The sequence below is a fragment of the Burkholderia cenocepacia genome (assembly GCF_900446215.1).
Lineage (GTDB): Bacteria > Pseudomonadota > Gammaproteobacteria > Burkholderiales > Burkholderiaceae > Burkholderia > Burkholderia cenocepacia.
Genome location: NZ_UAQZ01000018.1, coordinates 70,311 through 92,141 on the forward strand (window position 1 = coordinate 70,311; position 21,831 = coordinate 92,141).

The following is a 21,831-nucleotide window of genomic DNA, read 5'->3' on the forward strand; positions in this document are numbered from 1 at the left end:
ATCACGTCGGCGCTACGCTGCACTTGCGGATCACGGGAGCGCGCATGACCTCGAACGACAGGAAGATCTGGTTTCCAGCGAAGCGCTACGGCTGGGGATGGGGATTGCCGGTGGCGTGGCAGGGCTGGGTCGTGCTGCTGCTGTTCGCGTTCGGGATCGTCGCGAGCGCGTGGCTGCTGCCGCCGCAACGCTCGCCGGCCGCGTACGGCGCGTGCATCGTGGTGCTGGTCGCCCTGCTCACCGCGGTGTGCTGGATCAAGGGCGAGAGACCGCGGTGGCGCTGGGGCAACGACGATTGAGCGTCGCCGGCAACGGCGCGCGACGGGCGCCATGCGTGCCTGCGGCCGGTACGTGCCGATGTCCCAGTCCATTCGACTGCTGATACGACGACCGTCGAAATCCACGAACCCGCCGCCAGCCTGATTCGCAGACGTGACCGGTCATTTACTTTCTTGCAATAAAAAGGCCGTTCGGTCGACCGAACCTATGCCAAACTGAAACGGCATTCGGGGAGGCTCATAGCGGCCATGACGCACACTGTGACGGACCACGCATCGCCAGATCGCCGGGGATGGCTCTCCCGAGAGCGGCTCGTGCTGTACAGCGCGGCCATCCTGCTGTTTCAGCTCGCGTTGCTGGGTATCTGGGCATTTTCGTGCTGGGTGCTGCATCTCCCCGGCGTGCCGCCTCCCGGCATCGACTTCCGGGTTTTCTGGAGCGCGTCCTTCGTGTCGCTCCACAGCGGGCCGCTCGCTGCCTTCGACCTTCATCAGATGTTCGCGGCGGAAGCCCGCTTGCTGCCGGATTGGCCGCCCGCGCGGATCGCCGCGCCGTGGGTTTATCCGCCGACCTTCCAGTTGCTGGTGTATCCGCTGGCGTTGCTGCCCTACGCCGCTTCGTACGGCCTGTTCGTCGGCATCGGCATCGCTGTCGCGCTGGCGGCGTGCACGCTCGCGATGAAGGATCGCCCGCTGCCGTGGATCGCGCTCGTCGCGTTCCCCGGCATCTGGGTCGCGACGATCTGCGGCCAGAATTCATTGCTGACCCTGGCGTGCGCCGCCGGCGCGCTGGGATGGCTCGAACGACGTCCGGTCGTCGCCGGCGTATGCGCTGGCCTGCTCGTCATCAAGCCGCAGCTCGCGCTCCTGTTCCCGGTGCTGTTCCTCTGCGGCGGACATGTCCGCGCGGTTGGCGCGATGGCCGTCACGGCCGCGCTGTTCTGCGCGGTCAGCGCGCTGGTGCTCGGCGTGCCGCCGTGGATGCGTTTTTTCGACACGCTGTCGTGGTTCAGCCACTTGATCCTGGCGAACAACGCCGGCGGAATCTGGAACGCGATGCCGACGCCGTTCGCGATGTCGCGACGGTCGGGCGCCAGTCTGCCGACCGCCTTTGCCGTGCAGGCGGCCGTCGCGATACCGGCCGTCGTTGCGACCGCGGGTCTATGGGCGAGGAAGAAGCATGCCGACCTGTGCGCGGCGGCGGCGATCGTTACGACGCTGCTGACGCAGCCGTACCTCGTCTACTACGATCTCGCGTGGCTGCTGCTCGCGATCATTTACATGTGCAGGTACGACCGGGCAACCCGCGCGCTCGGGCGGGTGGACCATGCGGTCATGGCGTTGGCGTGGGTCCTGCCGGGCCTTTCGTTTTTCTTCGTGTTCAAGCCCGCGATGGGACAACCGGGCGCCGTCCTGTTGCCGATTTTGCTGATCCTGATCGTCTACCGCGCCTTGCATCCGCGCGCGGCTGACGCGAGAACCTCGGTTGCCGTACGACAGTCGCCCGGCTAGCGCGGCGACGCTCCGACGCGACGCTATCGAACGGCGATCGCGCGCCACTGCGCGAGCTTCTGCTCGAACGACAGCATCGCATTCGCCGGGCTCGACGACGGCAACACGAGCGTCTCGTATCCGGCCTGGCCGATCACGTCCGCGAACCGCCCCGCCGTCTTGCCGTTGAAGCACACGCGCTTCAGCAACGGCGCATGCTCGCGCAGCGACGCGAAGTCGTTCGGCTTCGCATTGCGAATCGCGGAATCGAGACTGCCCTGACGATGGCACGCATCGAGCACATCCCAGATGCCGATGCCGTGCGACAGCACGCGCGCGAGCCGCGCGTCGTACGGCAGTTCATGCAGCGTCGGCTCGCCGAGCACCGCGCCGAGCAGCCGCCAGAACTGGTTGCGCGGATGCGCGTAGTACTGCGCGGCGTCGAGCGACGCCTCGCCCGGAAAGCTGCCGAGAATCATCGTGTGCGTATGCGGCGCGACGACCGGCGGAAAGCCCTGCAGCATCACGCGCCTCCGTGCGGCCCGACCGACCCCGGCCCGTCGCCGTGCGCGGCGAGATGGCGCCACAGCGCCGGCAGCATGCACTCGGTGACCATCAGCGGCTTGCCGTGACGCTGGAACACCGAGCGGCGCGCGGCAAACGCATGCGGCGCACGCGCGCCCTGCAATGCATGGCTCGCGAGCGCATACAGCGGATGACCGGCGATCACGCGCCGGCTCACGAGCGCCGAGCGCTCGACCTGCGGATCGCTGTACAGCAGCTCCGCGAGCGGCCGCGTGCGCAGCCGCCGCATGGCCTGCCACACGCCCTTGCTGGCCGCGAGCGGCGCAATGCTGTGCGCGGCGACGTACGGCGTGCCGTCGACCGACAGGATCACCTCGCGCACCCACATCGGCGCGCGCGGCGAACTGGCGAGCGCGTCCGGCTCGTCGAACCACGGCGAATCGACGGCCTCGCGCGTCACGCGCACGTTCACGCGGCCGAGCCGCGCGAGGTGCGCGGTCAGCGATCCGCCGCGCGTCAGCCAGTCGCGCTGGTCGAGCGTGCAGCCAGGCCGCGGCGTCTCGCGCCAGCCGGCCTGCGCGCCGTCGAATCGCATGCGCGCGTTCACGCGGCGCGCGACAGCAGCAGCGCGTTGGTCCGCTTCACGAAGCTCGCCGGGTCGTCGAGCATGCCGCCTTCGGCCAGCAGCGCCTGATCGAACAGCAGATGGCACCAGTCGCCGAAATCGGCGCTGTCGGCGTTCAGCTGCTTCACGAGCGCGTGCTCGGGATTGATCTCGAGGATCGGCTGCATCGCCGGCGCGTTCTGGCCGGCCGCCTTCAGCATCCGCTGCAGATAGCCGCTCATGTCGTTGTCGTCCGCGACGAGGCACGACGGCGAATCGGTCAGGCGGAACGTGACGCGCACTTCCTTCACCTTGTCGCCGAGCGCTTCCTTCATCTTCTCGACGACCGGCTTGATCGCCTCGCCGGCCTGCTCCTGCGCCTTCTTCTCCTCGTCGTTCAGCTCGCCGAGATCGAGATCGCCGCGGGCCACGCTCGCGAGCGGCTTGCCGTCGAATTCGTGCAGAAACGACAGCATCCATTCGTCGACGCGGTCGGTCAGCAGCAGCACCTCGACACCCTTCTTGCGGAACACTTCGAGATGCGGGCTGTTCTTCGCGGCCTGCCAGGTATCGGCGGTCACGTAGTAGATCTTGCTCTGCTCGGGCTTCATGCGCGACACGTAGTCGGCGAGCGACACGTCCTGCGCGTCGGTGTCGCCGTGCGTCGACGCGAAGCGCAGCAGCTTCGCGATGCGCTCGCGGTTCGCGTGATCCTCGCCGAGGCCCTCCTTCAGCACTTGGCCGAACGCGCCCCAGAACGTCTTGTACTTCTCCTTGCCGGCATCCTCTTCCGCGTTCGCGAGTTCCTCGAGCATCGACAGCGCGCGCTTGGTCACGCCCTCGCGGATCGCCTTCACGTCGCGGCTTTCCTGCAGGATTTCACGCGACACGTTCAGCGGCAGGTCGGCCGAATCGACCACGCCCTTCACGAAGCGCAGGTATTGCGGCAGCAGTTGCTCGGCGTCGTCCATGATGAACACGCGCTTCACGTACAGCTTCAGGCCGCCGCGATAATCGCGGTTCCACAGGTCGAACGGCGCGTGCGCCGGCACGAACAGCAGCTGCGTGTATTCGCTGCGGCCCTCGACGCGGTTGTGCGTCCACGTGAGCGGATCCTGGTGATCGTGCGCGATGTGCTGGTAGAACTGCGTGTACTGCTCGTCGGTGACGTCGCTCTTCGAACGCGTCCACAGCGCGCTCGCCTGGTTGACGGTTTCGTCCTCGTCCTTCAGGACCATCTCGCCCTTTTCCTGATCCCACTCTTCCTTGCGCATCAGGATCGGCAGCGCGATGTGGTCGGAGTACTTCTGGATGATCGACTTCAGGCGGTGCGACGACAGCAGGTCGTCCTCGCCTTCGCGCAGGTGCAGCGTGATCGTCGTGCCGCGCTGCGCGCGCTCGATCGCGTCGATCGTGAAATCGCCCTCGCCGGCGCTTTCCCAGCGCACGGCCTGGTTCGCCGGCAGGCCCGCGCGGCGCGTCTCGACGGTGATCTTGTCGGCGACGATGAAGCCCGAGTAGAAGCCCACGCCGAACTGGCCGATCAGCGCCGCATCCTTCTGCTGGTCGCCCGACAGCTTCGTGAAGAATTCCTTGGTGCCCGACCGCGCGATCGTGCCGAGGTTCGCGATCGCCTCGTCGCGGCTCATGCCGATGCCGTTGTCGTCGATCGTGATCGTGCGCGCGGCCTTGTCGTAGCCGATGCGGATGCGCAGGTTCGGATCGTTCTCGTACAACGCGTTGTCCGCGAGCCCCTCGAAACGCAGCTTGTCGGTCGCGTCGGACGCGTTCGACACCAGTTCGCGCAGGAAGATTTCCTTGTTGCTGTAGAGCGAATGGATCATCAGGTGGAGGAGTTGCTTGACCTCTGCCTGAAAGCTCATCGTTTCGTGTGCCATGGATGCTGTTTCCTCTTACTAGAACTGAAAAGGGGTGACGCCGGCGCCCGGCGCGCGATGCCGGCGGCCCCGCGAAGGACGGCCCGTGTGGGACGACCGCCTGGCGCCGGCGGTTTGCGCGCGTATCTGGGGACGGCTCGGACAATTTCAAGAGCCGGCCTTGCCGCGCCGCGCCGCGTTACGACGCGCGCCGCACCGCCGAGTCGATATAGCTCGCCAGCAGCCCCGGCAGCGCCGGATCGCCGCAGTTCGCGACGTTGAAGCGCATCCACGTGGACGGCGACTGCTGCGGCGAGAACAGGCTGCCCGGCGTCAGCAGGAAGCCGGCTTCGTGCGCGACCGCCGCGAGCGCGTCCGAATCGACGCCCGTGTCGGCCCACAGGAACATCCCGGCCGCGGGCATCGTGAAGAGCCCGAGCCCGGTGCGCTCGAGCATCCGCGCGGTCTTGTCGCGCACGCCGTCGAGCCGTGCGCGCAGCCGCTCGACGTGGCGCCGGTAATGCCCTTCGGTCAGGATCTTGTACAACACGCGCTCGTTGAGCTCGGGCGTGGTCATCCCGACCAGCATCTTCTGGTCAGTGATCGCTTTCGCGATCTCCGGCGCGCACGCGACGTAGCCGACGCGCAGGTTCGCCGCGAGCGTCTTCGAATAGCTGCCGAGATAGATCACGCGCTTCAGCTGGTCGAGGCTCGCGAGGCGCGTGGCCGGATAGCTGGGCGGGCACAGGTCGCCGTATATGTCGTCCTCGACGACCAGGAAATCGTAGGCCTCCGCGAGCTTGAGGATCCGGAACGCCTGCGCGGCCGACAGCGACGTGCCGGTCGGGTTCTGCAGCACCGAATTGATCACGAGCATCTTCGGCCGCCACATCTGCACCAGGGTTTCGAGCGCGTCGAGGTCGGGGCCGTCGGGCGTATACGGCATCCCGACGAGCTGCGCGCCCTGCGCCGCGAAACGGCCGAACATCTGGAACCACGCGGGATCGCCGACGATCACCGCATCGCCCGGGCGCATGTAGATCCGCGAGATCAGGTCGATCGCCTGCGTGATGCCCGACACCAGCACGATCTGTTCGGGCTTCGCGCCGATCTCGACTTCGGCGAGACGCGTCTGCAGTTGCTGGCGCAGCGGCAGGAAGCCCTGCGCGGTGCCGAAACCGAGCATCTGCGCGCCCGACTGGCGCCCGAGCGCGCGCAGCGCGCCGGTGATCAGCTCGCCGTCGAGCCAGCGCCCCGGCAGGTAGCCGAGGCCGGGGCCCTTCTCCGGGCTGACGGTATGCAGCATGTTGCGCAGCAGCCAGACGACGTCGATCGTGTTGTGCACGGGCGCGGCCTCGGCCACCCGCGCGACGCTGTCGGCCGGCTGCGGGCCGGCGCCCGTGCGCTCGCGCACGTAGAAGCCGGAGCCGCGCCGCGAGTCGAGGTAACCCTGCGCGACGAGGCGCTCGTAGGCCTCGACGACGGTGAAGCGCGACACGCTCTTGTCGAGCGCGAGCTTGCGGATCGACGGCATGCGCATGCCGGGACGGAACACGCGTTCGTCGATACGCCGCCGCGCCCACTGGACCAGCTGGTCGACGAGCGTGAGCGTGGCCGTGTCGTGCGGCGCGGGAATCTGGGCGAGTGGGACGGTGGACATGGGCGGCAGCTCCAACTGTACCGAAGGCTATCGCGCCGATTGTACCGTTACTGTGCCGGTAGCGACGATTACAGTTGACCGGAATGGCGATCGTGCGGCCGCCGTTGCGGCCCCGCCGCACCTGGCGCTGCGCCCGCCGGCCCGCTTCGCGGCCGGGTGCGCCGGCCGGTCCGGCGCCGCCCGGCCCGCCGTCCGCCTACCATGACACTTTCGCTTCCCGACCGACGCTCATGCCAGCCCGCTCCCTGACACTCGACCATCTCGTGATTGCCGCGCGCACCCTCGACGAAGGCGTGCGCCATGTCGCCGACGCACTCGGCATCGAGCCGGCCGGCGGCGGCCGCCATCCGCTGATGCGGACCCACAATGCGCTGTTCGGCGCGTGGGGCGGGCTCTACCTTGAAGTAATCGCGATCGACCCCGATGCGCCCGCGCCGGACGACGGCACGAAGCCGCCGCGCGCGCGGCTGTTCGGGCTCGACGATCCGGCGCTCCAGGCGCGGCTCGCGCAGGGCCCGTTTCTCGCGCACTGGGTGGCGCGCGTCGACCGCCCGCGCCAGCTTGCGTTGTGGCAGCGCCAGTACCCGGCGCGCATCGCGCCCGTCGTCGCGATGCGGCGCGGCGACCTGAGCTGGGGCCTCACGGTGCCCGACGACGGCAGCTTCCCCGCATGGCAAGGCGCCGGCGACGGCCTCGTGCCGTCGCTGATCCAGTGGGACAGCCCGCGTCATCCGGCCGAATCGCTGCCGGCCGACGGCGTCGCGCTGAAGGCGCTCAAGGGCGTCCACCCGCACGCGGATACGGTCCGCGAGCAACTCGACTGGCTCGGCGCCGCGCACCTGCTCGACCTCGAATCGACCGACGGTCCGCCGGCGCTGGCCGCCGAATTCGACACGCCGCACGGCGCACGCACGCTGCGCTGACCGCCCCGCCGCTTTCCCGACGACAACGACCTGCACGACGGAGACACCCACGACATGAATTCGCGCGAAACCCGGGGCATGCTGCTCGGCCTCATCGGCGTGATGATCTTCAGCCTGACGCTGCCGATGACGCGCATCGTCGTATCCGAGCTCAATCCGCTGCTCAACGGGCTCGGCCGCGCGCTCGCCGCCGCCGTGCCGGCCGGCCTGCTGCTGTGGTGGCGCCGCGAGCCGCTGCCGAGCCGCGCGCAACTGAAAAGCCTCGCAATCACGTCGGCCGGCGTGATCATCGCGTATCCGGTGTTCTCGGCCTGGGCGATGAAATCGGTGCCCGCCTCGCACGGCGCGGTGGTCAACGGCTTGCAGCCGCTGTTCGTCGCGCTGTATGCGGCCTGGCTGTCGCACGAACGGCCGTCGAAGGCGTTCTGGGCCAGCGCGGTGGCCGGCAGCGGGCTCGTGATCGCGTTCGCGCTGCGCGACGGCGGCGGCACCGTGCAGGCCGGCGACGCGCTGATGCTCGTCGCGGTCGGCATCGGCGCGCTCGGCTATGCGGAAGGCGCGCGCCTCGCGCGCCAGATCGGCGGCTGGCAGGTGATCTGCTGGGCGCTCGTCGTGTCGGCACCGTTCCTCGTGCTGCCGGTCGGCTGGCTCGCGTGGATGCAGCACGCCGCGCATCCGGGCCCGCTGGCGCTGCGCACGTGGCTCGCGTTCGGCTACGTGACCCTCTTTTCGCAATTCATCGGCTTTTTCGCGTGGTATGCGGGGCTCGCGATGGGCGGCATCGCGCGGGTCGGCCAGGTGCAACTGCTGCAGATTTTCTTCACGATCGCCTTTTCCGCGCTGCTGTTCGGCGAAACGGTCACGTCGTCGACGTGGCTGTTCGCGGCCGCCGTGATCGCGACCGTGGTGCTCGGGCGCCGCTCGGCGGTCGCCACGGCCCCGCGTCCCGCTCGCGCCGGCTGAACAGCTGCGCCATAATGGACGTTTTGCCTGATCGGTTTGCCCACCCGGCCGCGAAGGCTTCATCGCGTTCGCGCTCGCCCACCCGGCGGCGTCGAAGCGATTCGCCCGAACGACCTTTCTTGACTGACCACGATATCCGAACGAGGAGACTATGAATCCGAGCGACCTGCATCCGCCGCACTGGCAGCTTTCCGAACGCGCCCGCAAGCTGACGAGCTCTGCGATCCGCGAGATCCTGAAGGTCACGGAACGCCCCGAGGTCATCTCGTTCGCCGGCGGCCTGCCCGCCCCCGCGACGTTCCCGGCGGAACGCATGCGCGCCGCCGCCGACCGCGTGCTGCGCGACGCGCCGGCCGCCGCGCTCCAGTACAGCGCGACCGAAGGCTACCTGCCGCTGCGCGAATGGATCGCCGAGCGCTACAGCGTGCGCGTGTCGCAGGTGCTGATCACGACCGGCTCGCAGCAGGCGCTCGACCTGCTCGGCAAGGCGCTGATCGACCCGAACAGCCCGATCCTCGTCGAAACGCCGACCTACCTCGGCGCGCTGCAATCGTTCTCGCTGTACGAGCCGCGCTACGTGCAGGTGCCGACCGACGAGCAGGGCCTGCTGCCGGAAGGCCTCACGCCCGGACTCACGCAAGGCGCGCGCCTGCTGTACGCGCAGCCGAACTTCCAGAACCCGACCGGCCGCCGCCTGCCCGTCGAGCGCCGCCGCGCGCTCGCCGCGTTCGCGCAGACGAGCCCGTTCCCGGTGCTGGAGGACGATCCGTACGGCGCGCTGAACTACCAGGGCGAGCCGCTGCCGACGATGCTGTCGATGGCGCCCGACCACGTCGTGCACCTCGGCACGTTCTCGAAGGTGCTCGCGCCGGGCCTGCGGATCGGCTACATCATCGCGCCCGAGGAACTCCACTTCAAGCTCGTGCAGGCCAAGCAGGCCACCGACCTGCACACGCCGACGCTCACGCAGCGCATCGCGCACGAAGTGATCAAGGACGGCTTCCTCGACGAGCACATCCCGACGATCCGCGCGCTCTACAGCGCGCAATGCGACGCGATGCTCGGCGCGCTCGCGCGCCACATGCCGGAAGGCGTCACGTGGAACCGCCCGGAAGGCGGGATGTTCATCTGGGTGAACCTGCCCGCGCAGATCGACAGCATGAAGCTGCTCGCCGCGGCCGTCGACAACCACGTCGCCTTCGTGCCGGGCGCGCCGTTCTTCGCGGAGAACGCGCAGCAGAACACGCTGCGCCTGTCGTTCGTGACGGTGCCGCCCGAGAAGATCGAGGAAGGCGTCGCGCGCCTCGGCAAGCTGCTGCACGAGCGCCTCTGATCCCCTTTTTCCTGTCACGACTCTCTACGAGGAATCGAACACATGGCTAACGTCTACGACAAACTGAAATCGCTCGGCATCGAACTCCCGACCGCCGGCGCCCCGGCTGCCGCCTACGTGATGAGCGCGCAAAGCGGCAACACGGTCTACCTGTCGGGCCACATCGCGAAGAAGGACGGCAAGGTCTGGGCCGGCAAGCTCGGCGCGGATCTGCAAACGGAAGACGGCAAGGCCGCCGCCCGCTCGATCGCGATCGACCTGCTCGCGACGCTGCACGCGCACACCGGCGACCTGAACAAGGTCACGCGCATCGTCAAGCTGATGAGCCTCGTCAACTCGACGCTCGACTTCACCGAACAGCACGTCGTGACGAACGGCGCGTCGGAGCTGATCGCGGAAGTGTTCGGCGACGCGGGCAAGCATGCGCGCTCGGCATTCGGCGTCGCGCAGATCCCGCTCGGCGCGTGCGTCGAGATCGAACTGATCGCCGAAGTCGCGTAACGGGCGCGTCGCGATGTCCGGCCGTCTCGTTCGTTTCAAGCAGGTCGACGTGTTCACGTCGGCGCCGTTCAAGGGCAATCCGCTTGCCGTGGTGTTCGACGCCGATTCGTTCGGCGACGACGCCATGCTCGAGATCGCCCGCTGGACGAACCTGTCGGAAACGACGTTTCTCTGCACGCCCACCGATCCGGAAGCCGACTATCGCGTGCGGATCTTCACGACGGGCGGCGAACTGCCGTTCGCCGGTCACCCGACGCTCGGCACCGCGCATGCGTTCCTCGAAAGCGGGGCGCGGCCGCGCACGCCGGGCCGGCTGATCCAGCAGTGCGGAGTCGGCCGGGTCGCGCTGCGCGAGCAGGCCGACGGCTGGGCGTTCGCCGCGCCGCCGGCACGCGTCACGCCGCTCGACCGTTCGGACTACGCGGTACTGGCCGCCGCGCTGCGCAGCGACGCGCTCGACCTCGATGCCGAGCCGTGCGCGGTCGACAACGGCGCGCCGTGGCTGGTCGTGCGGCTGAAGTCGGCCGATGCGTGCATCGGCCTGTCGCCCGATCCGGCCGCGTTGGCCGCGCTCACCCGCCGTTACGGCGTGGACGGCCTCGCCGCCTACGCGCCGCATGCCGAAGGCGGCCCCGCGACGTTCGAGATCCGCTGCCTGATGACGGGCGGCCAGTTCGGCACGCCCGGCGAGGACCCCGTCACCGGCAGCGCGAACGCCGCGCTGGCCGGACTGCTGACGCGCCAGGCACGCCGCCCCGGCCCGTCGTATACGGCCCGCCAGGGCACGGCGATCGGCCGCGACGGCCGCATCTTCGTCAGCTACGACGAAGACGGCACGACCTGGATCGGCGGCCGCGTCGTCACGGTCGTCGACGGCACGTTTCGGTCACCCGACTGACATTTCGCGATGTGCGATGGCGCCGGCTCGTCCGGCGCCCTACGCTTCACCCAACTATCGCAAAAACGTTCCAGCCAGTAATATCGGGCCTAATCCGTTGTTTCGGAGGTCTGTCCATGGTTGCGCGTCCCGCGAACGAACAGACGTCGGGACAATCCGAACCATAGCCGGCCATCCAGACGGATGGCGCACGCGAGCAGGACGCCGCCCTCTTCGATGAGCTCCGCCCGGTCCAACCACACGCCGCCGAACCGGCCGCTGCGCGCGCCGCGCAAATCGCGCCGGCGTGCGCTGTTTGCCATCCCGCTGCTCGGGATGCTGGCGCTCGCGCTGCTGTGGGCCGTGATCATCGCGCGTCTGTCCGTTGAAAAGGACAGCGCGTACAAGGAAGCGGCGGCCTCCGCGGCGATCCTGTCGTCCGCGCTCGAGCAGCATACGGTCAAGGCGATCCACCAGGTCGACCAGATCACCCGCTTCGTCAAGTTCGAATTCGAGAAATCGCCGGCGCGCTTCAATCTCGCGAGCGCCGTCGAGAAAGGCGTCGTGCCGAGCGACACGCTGATCCAGGTGTCGCTCGTCAACGCGAAGGGCATCCTGTTCGCGAACACCGCCGAACTCCATCCGCAGCCGATCAACCTGTCCGACCGCGAGCACTTCAAGGTCCACCTCGCGCACAACGATGACCGCCTGTTCATCAGCAAGCCGGTGCTCGGCCGCGTGTCGAGCCACTGGACGCTGCAGATGACGCGGCGCCTGAACAACCCCGACGGCAGCTTCGCGGGCATCGTCGTGGTGTCGGAAGACCCGAGCTACTTCACGAACGATTTCTACAACAACGCGGCCATCGGCAAGGAAGGCGTGATCGCGGTCGTGTCCGACACGGGCGCGGTGCTCGCGCGGCGCACGGGGTCGGTCAACAACGCGCCGGGCGCGTTTTCGGCCTCGGGCGTCTACCCGATCGCGGAGCGCGTGACCGGCACGATCATCGATCCGATCGACGGCGTGACGCGCATCGTGTCGTATCGCCACCTCGACGGCTACCCGCTCGCCGTGATGGTCGGGCTGTCGCAGACGGAAGAGTTCGCGGACTACACGCACACGCGCAACGTCTACCTGCTGATGACGAGCTTCATCACGCTCGCGATGCTCGCGTTCTTCGGCGTCGCGACGGGCCTGATCGGCAAGCTGCTCGGCCGCGAGCGCGAAATGACGCAGCTCGCCGAATACGACCTGCTCACCGGCCTCGCGAACCGCTATGCGACGCTGCGCGGGCTGCGCAACGACGTGTCGATGCCCGCGAGCCTGTCGCGGCTCGGCCTGCTGTTCATCGATCTCGACAACTTCAAGACCGTCAACGACACGCTCGGCCACAACGCCGGCGACATCGTGCTGCAGATGACCGCATCGCGCCTCGCCGACGCGGTCGACGACGAAGGCTCGCTCGCGCGCATCGGCGGCGACGAGTTCGTGGTCGTGATGAAGGGCGACGACGTCGAGCGGCGCGCGGTGCGGCTCGCGGAAGCGATCATCCGGATGTTCAGCGAGCCGTTCGACGTACGCGGCAGCTCGTTCGTGCTGCATGCGAGCATCGGCATCGCGCTGCACACCGTCGCGAACGAAAGCGAGATCGACCTGCTGAAAAAGGCCGACCTCGCGATGTACAGCGCGAAGGACGCCGGCAAGAACTGCTACCAGTTCTATGCGCCGCACCTGTCGCACCGCGCCGACCACCTGATGCGCTGGGAGCAGCAGTTGCGCGTCGCGCTCGCCGAGGGGCAGCTGTTCCTCGCGTACCAGCCGAAGATCGACCTCACGCACCGTACGATCACCGGCTTCGAGGCGCTGGCACGCTGGGATCACCCCGAGCACGGCGTCATCTCCGCGAACGAATTCATTTCGATCGCCGAATCGACCGGCCTGATCGTGCCGATCGGCGACTTCGTGATCCGCACCGCGTGCGAGCAGATCGCGCGCTGGCGCGACGAAGGCCACGACACGCTGACGCTCGCGGTCAACATCTCGCCCGTGCAGTTCTGGCGCGGCGACCTGATCGAGACGATCTCGCAGGCGCTGCAGGACACCGGCATCGACGCGAACCGGCTCGAGATCGAGATCACCGAAACCGCGATGATGGAATATCCGGAGCTCGTGTCCGAAAAGATCGTCGCGCTGAAAAAGCTCGGCATCCGGATCGCGCTCGACGATTTCGGCACCGGCTATTCGTCGCTGTCGTACCTGCACCGCTTCTCCGTCGACACGCTGAAGGTCGACCGCTCGTTCGTGCAGGCGATCCCGAACGATCGCAGCGTGTGCGTGATGGTGTCGTCGATCGTGCATCTCGCGCGCTCGCTCGGGCTGACCGTCGTCGTCGAGGGCACGGAGACCGAGGAGCAGATCACGTGGCTGTCCGCGCTCGGCGAAATCGAGGCGCAGGGCTTCCTGTTCTCGCGCCCGGTGCCGGCCGACGCGATTCCCGCGCTGATCGCACGCTTCGGCGTGCGCGGCGATCGTCCGAACGTCGTCGCGCATCGCGCGACCGGCAGCACCGGCGCCTGAACAGCCGCACCGCTGCTGCCGCGGCGCGCGTTGCGCACCGCCGCAATTGTTTCGTGTTCCGATCCGATCGTTTAGTTCATTAACTGGTGTTTTCGCGCATGGCAGTGTCATGATGCGCGGCGGACAATCGGGAGGGCCGACGTGTCGGCGGGCCGCCGGCACGGCCCTACGCGAGAGATCTGGCCCTGCGCCAACCACACAATCATGACAACCGTCGAAGTCGAAGCGACCACGCGTGTCGAAGAGGCACCCGCATCCCTGTGGGCCTTGTTCAAGGTCGTCGCCGGCATTTCGGCCGTCTCGTGGGGCGGGCTTTCGATGATGGCGCAACTCGAACGCCATTACGTGGAGCGGCTGCAGCGCATCGAGCCGCACGTTTTCGGCGATCTCGTCGCGCTCGCGTGGCTCGTACCGGGCCCCGTCGGCTGCAACGTCGCCGTGCAGGTCGGGCAGACGCTGCACGGCCGTGCCGGCGCATGGGTCGCCGGCATGGCGAGCGTGCTGCCGTTCTCGATCCTGATGACGCTGTTCGCGATCTTCTATCAGACGCCGCTCGTGCGCTCGCTTGCCGCGCCGATGCTGATCAATCACTTCGGGATGGTGCTCGCCGCGCTGATCGGCGTCACGTGGGTCAAGCAGTTGCGCTCGCTCGCGCGCACGCGGCTCGAACAGGCGATCGCCGCGCTCTCGACGATTCTGCTCGCTTTCGCGCATAGTCCGGCCGCTTTCGTCGGGATTCTGTTCGCCGCGTTTGCAGCGGGCTGGCTGACGGGGCCGCCGCAACGCGACGCGGTCGATTTCACGCTGTCGAAGCGCGACCGCAGCCTGCTCGTGCTGCTCGGCGTGCTGGTGCTGCTGTTCGCGGTGCCGTTGCCCGGCGATTACCAGGCGCAATTGCTGTGGCCGCGGCTCGCGGGCGCCGGCATGACGCTGTTCGGCGGCGGCTTCTCCGCGCTGCCGGTGCTCAAGACGCTGTTCGTCTCGCCGGCGACCGGCATCTCCGATCACGACTTCACGCTGGCGTTCGCGCTGTCGCCGGTCGCGCCGGGGCCGTTGCTGAACGTGGTGCCGTTTCTCGGCTACCTGACCGACGGCTGGGTCGGCGCGCTGCTCGCCACCGCCGCGCTGTTCATTCCGTCGGGATGCCTCGTCGTGTTCGCGCAGAACCACCTGCTCCGGCTCAAGCGCCATTCGCGCTTCGAGCACGGGATGCGCCTGCTGCGCGCGGCGACGACGGGCTTTCTCGTGGTCGCCGTCGTCAAGATCCTGCATCGCGAACCGGCCGACCCGGTTTACTGGCTGACGGGCGCCTTCGCGACGCTGTGCTTCACGCGCTTCAAGGTGCCCGTTTATGCCGTATACGGCGCGGTCGCCGTGGCGTGCAGCGTGTGGCTGTGGGCCGCCGCGCACTGACGGGCGGCGGCCGTCGCGCTGCCCGGCCGGGTTCGCCTCACCGGCTCAACCGGCCCGCATCGCGACCCGGCGTGCCATCCAGCGGGCGCGCAGCGCGTCGTACGCGAGGTTGAAGCAGAACGTGTAAGGCAGGAAGAACAGCACGATGCCCAGGTCGAGCAGCAGCGCCTCGACGAGGCTCACGTTCAGCCACCACGCGGCCACCGGCACCACCATCGCGACGAGGCCGAGCTCGAACGTCACCGCATGCGCGATCCGCATGCCGAGCGTGCGCGACAACCCGGCCCGCCGCTCGAAGCGGTCGAACAGCGCGTTGAAGGTCATGTTCCACGCCATCGCGATCAGCGACACCATCACCGTCAGCACGCCGACGTGCGACACCGGCATGTCGAGCAGCCACGCGCCGATCGGCGCGCACAGCGCGATCGCCACCAGCTCGAACGTCAGCGCGTGCAGCAGGCGCTCCGTCACCGTTTTGTTGATCTGTTTCATGATTCGCTCCAATGCGTTAGCTGATCCATGGCGGCCATTTTGATCGGCAATACCGTATGAATCCAGTTTGATATCATCGGTTTTACCGATATATAACCGCCTGGAGCACTGCATGCACCACGCCCCCGAAGCCCTGCTCGCATTCGCCGAAGCGGCGCTGCTCGGCTCGTTCACGGCCGCCGCGCGCAAGCTCGGCAAGCGCCAGTCGACCGTGTCGGAAGCGATTGCGAACCTCGAAATCGATCTGGGCGTGCAGTTGTTCGATCGCTCGACGCGCACGCCGACGCTCACCGACGCCGGCCGCGCGCTGCTGCCGCAGGTGCAGCGCGCGCTCGAGGCCAGCGCGGCGATCGACCGCACGGCCGCCCGGCTCGCGCACGGCGAGGAAGCGCGGCTCACGCTCGTCGTCTCCGATACGTACCAGTCGAAGCGCTACGAAGAGACGCTGATGGCGCTCGAACGGCGCTTTCCGGCGCTCGAGCTCGAATGCCAGATCGCCGAGCACGACGACGTGCTCGACCTGATCCAGCAAGGCCGCGCGCAACTCGGGCTGATGGCCGCGCGCGCGGCCTACCCGGCCGATATCGGCGCGGCGACGGTGGCGGAGGAATCGGAGATCGGACTGTTCGTCGGCCGCACGCACGTGCTTGCCGAATACGGCGACGCCGAGGTGCCGCACGCGGCGCTGCGCGACGTGCGCGAACTGCGCCTCAATACCTACGTGAAGACGGAAGGTCGCGGCACCGACGACCGGATCGTCGTCGGCACGCAGCACTGGCTGGCGCCGAGCTACCTGATGCTGCTGGAGATGGCGGTGCTGGGGTTCGGCTGGGCGGAACTGCCGCGCTGGATGGTCGAGCACTTCGCGCGCGACCGCCTGTGCGAGCTGCGCTCGCGCGGCTGGCCGCGCCGCGTGCGGGTGGATGCGGTGTGGTCGCGCAACCGGCCGCTGGGGCCAGCCGGTTCATGGCTGCTCGACGCGATGCTGGCCGCGTAGCGACGCGTGCCGCCAGGCCCGCGGCGACCCGGCAACGGCCGGACGCCGGCCGGTCAGAAACCGCGCGACAGCACGGCCGCGCCGATCGTGACGACGCCGAGCACGAGATTCACGACGACGAGCAGGCGCACCGCGTTCACCGCGCGCGCGCCGTCCGGCCAGTTCTGCGCCTGCACCGCACGGCGAATGCGCGGGAACAGCGCGAAGCGGATGTGCCCGAAGATCAGCATCATCACGACGCCGAGCCCGGCCATCGCATGCAGCGACCACGTCGCATGTGCGCCGCCGAAGCTCGTCAGCAGGAAACCGCCGGACAGCAGGATCACGATCACGGCCCCCGACACCCAGTTGAAGAAGCGGCCGAACACGCCTTCGATCAGCGGCAACCGCAACTGCGGCGACAGGTCGGACAGCGCCGGGCGCAGGCAGAAGTGCGCGAAGACCATCCCGCCCACCCACACGGCGACGGCCAGCAGGTGAAGAAACAGCGCGACGGCAACGGCGTGGGACATGGCGACGATCCTGTATGAGGGGGGCAGCGAACGGCCGCGTCGCGCGCGGCATCAAGCGACGTTCGACCAGCCAGTCGCGTCGCGGTTCAGACCCTCGGCGCGATTTCACACTATTTTGCAAATTCCGCGTGACAGCGCCACGCTTGCTTACCCGAATCTCCGCGTCAAAAAAGAAAAAGCCGCACGGCCGCCGAAGCGGACGTGCGGCCTTCGATCGCGGCCGAACCGTCGAACCGGACGATACGGACGCCCCGCGCGGCGTCAGCCGAGCAGCGGGCGCAGCTCGTTGACGACCTTGAGCTTCGTCTCCGGCGTGCGGCCCTTGCGTGCGCGCTTGCCGATGTGCGGCGCGAGCCCGGCGTACGACAGCGTGTCGTCCTGCGCCTTGCCGCCGCGGCCGGTGCCGATCAGCACGACGCCGGCCGGATCGATCGCCAGCGCCTGCACGAGCGTTTCCTTGTCGTCGAGCGCCATCAGGATCACGCCGCGCCCGCCGCCGGACAGCGTCTTCATCTCGTCCATCCCGAACACCAGCAAGCGCCCGCCGCTCGACAGGCACGCGACCTGCGTCGCGTTCGGCAGCACCGGCATCGGCGCGAGCGGCACCGCGCCCGCATCGATCGTCATGAAGGACTTGCCGGCCTTCACGCGGCTCACCATGTCGCCGACCTTCGCGAGGAAGCCGAAGCCGTTGCTCGACGCGAGCAGCAACTGCTGGTCGGCCGGCGCCGCGTAGTAGTGCATCAGGTGCGAGCCCGATTCGAGCTCGATCAGCGACGTGACCGGCACGCCGTCGCCGCGCCCGCCCGGCAGCACCGACACGTCGACCGAATACACGCGGCCGCTGCTGCCCCATGCGATCAGGCGATCCGGCGTGCGGCACTGGAACGCCGCGTACAGGTGGTCGCCCGCCTTGAACGTGAAGCCGGCCGGGTCGAGCCCGTGGCCCTTCAGCGCGCGCACCCAGCCCTTCTGCGACACGACGACCGTCACCGGCTCGTCGACCACCTTCGCCTCGAACGTCGCGCGCTTTTCCTGCTGGATCAGCGTGCGGCGATCGTCGCCGTACTGCTTCGCGTCGGCCTCGATCTCCTTGATCATCAGCCGCTTCATCGCGCTGTCGTTGGCGAGCAGCTCCTCGAGCTTCGCCTTCTCGTCGCGCAGCGCTTCGAGTTCCTTCTCGATCTTGATCTTCTCGAGCCGCGCGAGCTGGCGCAGGCGGATTTCGAGAATGTCCTCGGCCTGCCGCTCGCTGAGGCCGAACGCGCTCATCAGCGCGGCCTTCGGCTCGTCCGACTCGCGGATGATGCGGATCACCTCGTCGATGTTCAGGAAGACGATCATCCGCCCTTCGAGGATGTGGATGCGGTCGTCGACCTTCGCGAGACGATGGCGGCAACGGCGCGTCATCGTCAGCTGGCGGAACTTCACCCATTCGTCGAGGATCGTCAGCAGGCCCTTCTGACCCGGCCGGCCATCCGCGCCGATCATCACGAGATTCAGCGTCGCGTTCGATTCGAGGCTCGTGTACGCGAGCAGCGTGTTCACGAATTCCGTCTGGTCGATCGTGCGCGACTTCGGCTCGAACACGAGCCGCACCGCCGCTTCCTTGCCCGACTCGTCGCGCACTGCGTCGAGCAGGTCGAGCATCGCCTTCTTCGTGTTGAGCTGCTCGGGCGTCAGCGTCTTCTTGCCGAGCTTGAGCTTCGGGTTGGTCAGTTCCTCGATTTCCTCGAGCACCTTCTGGCCCGACGTGTTCGGCGGCAGTTCGGTCACGACGAGCTGCCACTGGCCGCGCGCGAGATCCTCGATCTTCCACTTCGCGCGCACCTTCAGGCTGCCGCGCCCCGTTTCGTACGCCGCCGAGATTTCGGTGTCGCTCGAGATGATCTGGCCGCCGCCGGGGAAATCCGGGCCGGGAATCAAGCTCATCAGCTCCGCGTGCGTGAGCTTCGGATTGCGGATCAGCGCGACCGCCGCGGCCGCGACTTCGCGCAGGTTGTGCGACGGGATTTCGGTCGCGAGGCCGACCGCGATGCCCGACGCGCCGTTCAGCAGCACGAACGGCATGCGGCTCGGCAGCGTCTTCGGCTCCTCGAACGAGCCGTCGTAGTTCGGCATGAAGTCGACCGTGCCTTGGTCGATCTCGTCGAGCAGCAGCTTCGCGATCGGCGTGAGGCGCGCTTCCGTGTAACGCATCGCCGCCGCGCCGTCGCCGTCGCGCGAGCCGAAGTTGCCCTGCCCGTCGATCAGCGGGTAGCGCAGCGAGAAATCCTGCGCGAGCCGCACCAGCGCGTCGTACGCCGACTGGTCGCCGTGCGGATGGTATTTACCGAGCACGTCGCCGACCACGCGCGCCGACTTCACCGGCTTCGCGTCCGGGCCAAGACCCATTTCGTTCATCGCGAACAGGATCCGGCGCTGCACCGGCTTCTGGCCGTCGCACACGTCGGGCAGCGCGCGGCTCTTCACGACGCTGACCGCGTAGCTGAGATACGCCTGCTCCGCGTAATTGCCGAGCGTCAGCGCTTCGGCATCCGGTGCATCGGACCCGGCAAAGAGATCGGAAGTATTGTCGTCCATCTGAATTCCGTATTCGTAAGTGGCGTGAGGCCGGGCCGGGCGTCATGCCCGGCCGCGCGGATGCTCCGCTTAAATGTCCGCTTCGACGTCGTTGCCCTTTTCCTCGAGCCAGCCGCGCCGCGCGGCTGCCTCGCCCTTGCCCATCAGCATCGTCATCCGTGCGACGGTCGCCTCGTAGTCGAGCTCGCCGAGCTTCACCGGCATCAGGCGGCGCGTGTCGGGGTTCATCGTCGTGTCCCACAACTGCTCGGCGCTCATTTCGCCGAGGCCCTTGAAGCGGCTGATGCTCCACTGCGTGTCGCGCACGCCGTCCTTGCGCAGCTTGTCGAGGATCGCCTCGAGCTCGCCGTCGTCGAGCGCATAGAGCTTCTGTGCGGGCTTCTTGCCGCGCGCGGGCGCATCGACGCGGAACAGCGGCGGGCGCGCGACGTACACGTGGCCGCGCTCGATCAGCTGCGGGAAATGCTTGAAGAACAGCGTGAGCAGCAGCACCTGGATGTGCGAGCCGTCGACGTCCGCGTCCGACAGGATGCAGATCTTGCCGTAGCGCAGGTTCGACAGGTCGACGCCGTCGTCCGGGCTGTGCGGATCGACGCCGATCGCGACCGAGATGTCGTGCACCTCGTTGTTCGCGAACAGGCGGTCCCGCTCGGTTTCCCACGTGTTCAGCACCTTGCCGCGCAGCGGCAGGATCGCCTGGTATTCCTTGTCGCGGCCCATCTTCGCGGAGCCGCCCGCCGAGTCGCCCTCGACGAGGAACAGTTCGTTGCGCGCGATATCTTCGGTCTCGCAGTCCGTCAGCTTGCCGGGCAGCACCGCGACGCCCGAGCTCTTGCGCTTCTCGACCTTCTGGCCCGCGCGCGTGCGCGCCTGCGCCTGCTTGATCACGAGTTCGGCGAGCTTCTTGCCGTGCTCGACGTGCTGGTTCAGCCACAGTTCGAGCGCCGGACGCGAGAACGACGACACGAGCTTCACCGCGTCGCGGCTGTTCAGCCGCTCCTTGATCTGCCCCTGGAACTGCGGATCGAGCACCTTCGCGGACAGCACGAAGGACACGCGCGCGAACACGTCTTCCGCGAGCAGCTTCACGCCCTTCGGCTGCAGGTTGTGCAGCTCGACGAAGCTCTTCACCGCCTGGTAGAGACCTTCGCGCAGGCCCGACTCGTGCGTGCCGCCGGCCGGCGTCGGAATCAGGTTCACGTACGACTCGCGCACGAGCGAACCTTCCTCGCTCCATGCGACGACCCACGACGCGCCTTCGCCCTCGGCGAAGGTTTCGTCGGTCGAACGCGAATCGGCGAAACGCTCGCCTTCGAACAGCGGAATCAGCAGCTCGCTGCCGTTCATTTCGTCGAGCAGGTAGCCGCGCAGGCCGTCTTCGTACTTCCACGTCTGGCGCTCGCCCGTCTTTTCGTTGACGAGCACGACCTCGACGCCCGGCAACAGCACCGCCTTCGAGCGCAGCAGACGCTGCAGCTCGCCGAGCGGCAGGTTCGGCGAATCGAAGTATTTCGGATTCGGCCACACCTGCACGCGCGTGCCGGATTTCTTCTCGCCGCGCCCCACCGCCTGCGTCGCGAGCGGCTTGACCACGTCGCCTTCCGCGAAGCCGAGCTCGGCCATCTTGCCGTCGCGCCAGACCGTCACGTCGAGTCGCGTCGCGAGTGCGTTCGTCACCGATACGCCGACGCCGTGCAGGCCGCCCGAGAACGTATACGCGCCGCCCGCGGCCTTGTCGAACTTGCCGCCCGCGTGCAGGCGCGTGAACACGATCTCGACGACCGGCACGCCTTCTTCGGGATGCATGCCGAACGGGATGCCGCGGCCGTCGTCCTCGACCGAGACCGACTGGTCGGCGTGCAGCGTGACCGTGATCTGCTTGCCGTAGCCGCCGAGCGCCTCGTCGGACGCGTTGTCGATGACTTCCTGGATGATGTGCAGCGGATTCTCGGTACGGGTGTACATGCCGGGCCGCTGCTTGACCGGCTCGAGACCCTTGAGCACCTTGATCGATGCTTCGCTATAGGCCGCGCTGGGTTTCTTCGTTGACATAGGCGCTGAATTTCGTCATTCATCGGGACGTTGTCCACACCTCGTGTGGATAACGTCGTGGACAAAACGTTGAGTTCCGTAAAAAAGCGAATCGAAACAACGGTGTGCTTGGACTGCTCCGAAAGCGGGCGCGCGGCGTGCGCTGCGCGCCCCTGAACGCGCGGTATTTTACT

General features: G+C 67.9%; 18 protein-coding genes. 10 read left to right on the forward strand and 8 right to left on the reverse strand.

All coding sequences use genetic code 11. The features are described 5' to 3' along the window. Nucleotides 1-44 precede the first annotated feature (44 nt). A complete protein-coding gene (locus DTA15_RS36825) occupies nt 45-299 on the forward strand; it encodes a hypothetical protein (protein ID WP_006493699.1) in 255 nt (84 codons plus the stop codon). 294 nt (nt 300-593) lie between these two features. Beyond that, nucleotides 594-1,790: a glycosyltransferase family 87 protein gene (locus DTA15_RS36830; RefSeq protein WP_006490668.1), complete on the forward strand. Its 1,197-nt coding sequence runs from the start codon at nt 594-596 to the stop codon at nt 1,788-1,790. Nucleotides 1,791-1,813: 23 nt separating this feature from the next. On the opposite strand, the gene DTA15_RS36835 is transcribed toward DTA15_RS36830, so the two are convergent. The 4 genes from DTA15_RS36835 to DTA15_RS36850 all read right to left on the reverse strand — a co-directional run bounded on the left by DTA15_RS36835 (nt 1,814) and on the right by DTA15_RS36850 (nt 6,435). Next, the gene (locus DTA15_RS36835; RefSeq protein WP_006490664.1) at nt 1,814-2,293 is read right to left on the reverse strand and encodes a DNA-deoxyinosine glycosylase; all 480 of its coding nucleotides are present in this window, start codon (nt 2,291-2,293) and stop codon (nt 1,814-1,816) included. Further along, nucleotides 2,293-2,889, reverse strand: coding sequence for a chorismate--pyruvate lyase family protein (locus DTA15_RS36840; protein WP_006493701.1), 597 nt, complete (start codon nt 2,887-2,889; stop codon nt 2,293-2,295). The genes DTA15_RS36835 and DTA15_RS36840 overlap by 1 nt, the downstream gene beginning before the upstream one ends. 8 nt (nt 2,890-2,897) lie before the next feature. Then, entirely contained in the window at nt 2,898-4,796 is a 1,899-nt protein-coding gene (htpG, locus tag DTA15_RS36845) for a molecular chaperone HtpG (protein ID WP_006483764.1), read from the reverse strand. Nucleotides 4,797-4,974: 178 nt separating this feature from the next. Beyond that, nucleotides 4,975-6,435, reverse strand: coding sequence for an aminotransferase-like domain-containing protein (locus DTA15_RS36850; protein WP_006483766.1), 1,461 nt, complete (start codon nt 6,433-6,435; stop codon nt 4,975-4,977). Nucleotides 6,436-6,665: 230 nt separating this feature from the next. Here DTA15_RS36850 and DTA15_RS36855 point away from each other — a divergent pair, with 230 nt between their 5' ends. From DTA15_RS36855 to DTA15_RS36890, 7 genes are all read left to right on the forward strand, one after another. Further along, nucleotides 6,666-7,358 carry a VOC family protein gene (locus DTA15_RS36855; RefSeq protein WP_006494064.1) on the forward strand — a complete coding sequence of 231 codons (693 nt, stop codon included), beginning with the start codon at nt 6,666-6,668 and terminating at the stop codon, nt 7,356-7,358. Between the two features lie 54 nt (nt 7,359-7,412). Next, on the forward strand, nt 7,413-8,321 hold the full coding sequence (locus DTA15_RS36860; RefSeq protein WP_006485753.1) for a DMT family transporter: 909 nt from the start codon (nt 7,413-7,415) through the stop codon (nt 8,319-8,321). A 151-nt stretch (nt 8,322-8,472) separates the two neighbouring features. Continuing rightward, complete coding sequence (locus DTA15_RS36865; protein ID WP_006485752.1) at nt 8,473-9,654, forward strand: aminotransferase-like domain-containing protein; 1,182 nt, start codon at nt 8,473-8,475, stop codon at nt 9,652-9,654. Nucleotides 9,655-9,696: 42 nt separating this feature from the next. Next, a complete protein-coding gene (locus tag DTA15_RS36870; protein ID WP_006478174.1) occupies nt 9,697-10,155 on the forward strand; it encodes a RidA family protein in 459 nt (152 codons plus the stop codon). Nucleotides 10,156-10,168: 13 nt separating this feature from the next. Then, nucleotides 10,169-11,053 carry a PhzF family phenazine biosynthesis protein gene (locus DTA15_RS36875; protein ID WP_006494065.1) on the forward strand — a complete coding sequence of 295 codons (885 nt, stop codon included), beginning with the start codon at nt 10,169-10,171 and terminating at the stop codon, nt 11,051-11,053. A gap of 216 nt (nt 11,054-11,269) precedes the next feature. Continuing rightward, nucleotides 11,270-13,609: a bifunctional diguanylate cyclase/phosphodiesterase gene (locus tag DTA15_RS36885; protein ID WP_006487653.1), complete on the forward strand. Its 2,340-nt coding sequence runs from the start codon at nt 11,270-11,272 to the stop codon at nt 13,607-13,609. A 204-nt stretch (nt 13,610-13,813) separates the two neighbouring features. Beyond that, nucleotides 13,814-15,022, forward strand: a complete 1,209-nt coding sequence (locus tag DTA15_RS36890; RefSeq protein WP_006487623.1) for a chromate transporter — start codon at nt 13,814-13,816, stop codon at nt 15,020-15,022. Between the two features lie 45 nt (nt 15,023-15,067). Here the strand turns inward: DTA15_RS36890 and DTA15_RS36895 are convergent, their stop codons facing one another. Continuing rightward, nucleotides 15,068-15,514, reverse strand: a complete 447-nt coding sequence (locus DTA15_RS36895; protein ID WP_034178454.1) for a multidrug/biocide efflux PACE transporter — start codon at nt 15,512-15,514, stop codon at nt 15,068-15,070. Between the two features lie 112 nt (nt 15,515-15,626). Between DTA15_RS36895 and DTA15_RS36900 the strand changes: the two genes are divergently transcribed. Further along, a complete protein-coding gene (locus DTA15_RS36900) occupies nt 15,627-16,511 on the forward strand; it encodes a LysR family transcriptional regulator (protein WP_006487670.1) in 885 nt (294 codons plus the stop codon). Between the two features lie 53 nt (nt 16,512-16,564). On the opposite strand, the gene DTA15_RS36905 is transcribed toward DTA15_RS36900, so the two are convergent. The 3 genes from DTA15_RS36905 to DTA15_RS36915 form a co-directional block, all read right to left on the reverse strand. After that, on the reverse strand, nt 16,565-17,023 hold the full coding sequence (locus DTA15_RS36905; RefSeq protein WP_006487629.1) for a CopD family protein: 459 nt from the start codon (nt 17,021-17,023) through the stop codon (nt 16,565-16,567). Nucleotides 17,024-17,284: 261 nt separating this feature from the next. Beyond that, the gene (parC, locus tag DTA15_RS36910) at nt 17,285-19,606 is read right to left on the reverse strand and encodes a DNA topoisomerase IV subunit A (protein ID WP_006487625.1); all 2,322 of its coding nucleotides are present in this window, start codon (nt 19,604-19,606) and stop codon (nt 17,285-17,287) included. Nucleotides 19,607-19,675: 69 nt separating this feature from the next. After that, entirely contained in the window at nt 19,676-21,658 is a 1,983-nt protein-coding gene (locus tag DTA15_RS36915; RefSeq protein ID WP_006487633.1) for a DNA topoisomerase IV subunit B, read from the reverse strand. Nucleotides 21,659-21,831 lie beyond the last annotated feature (173 nt).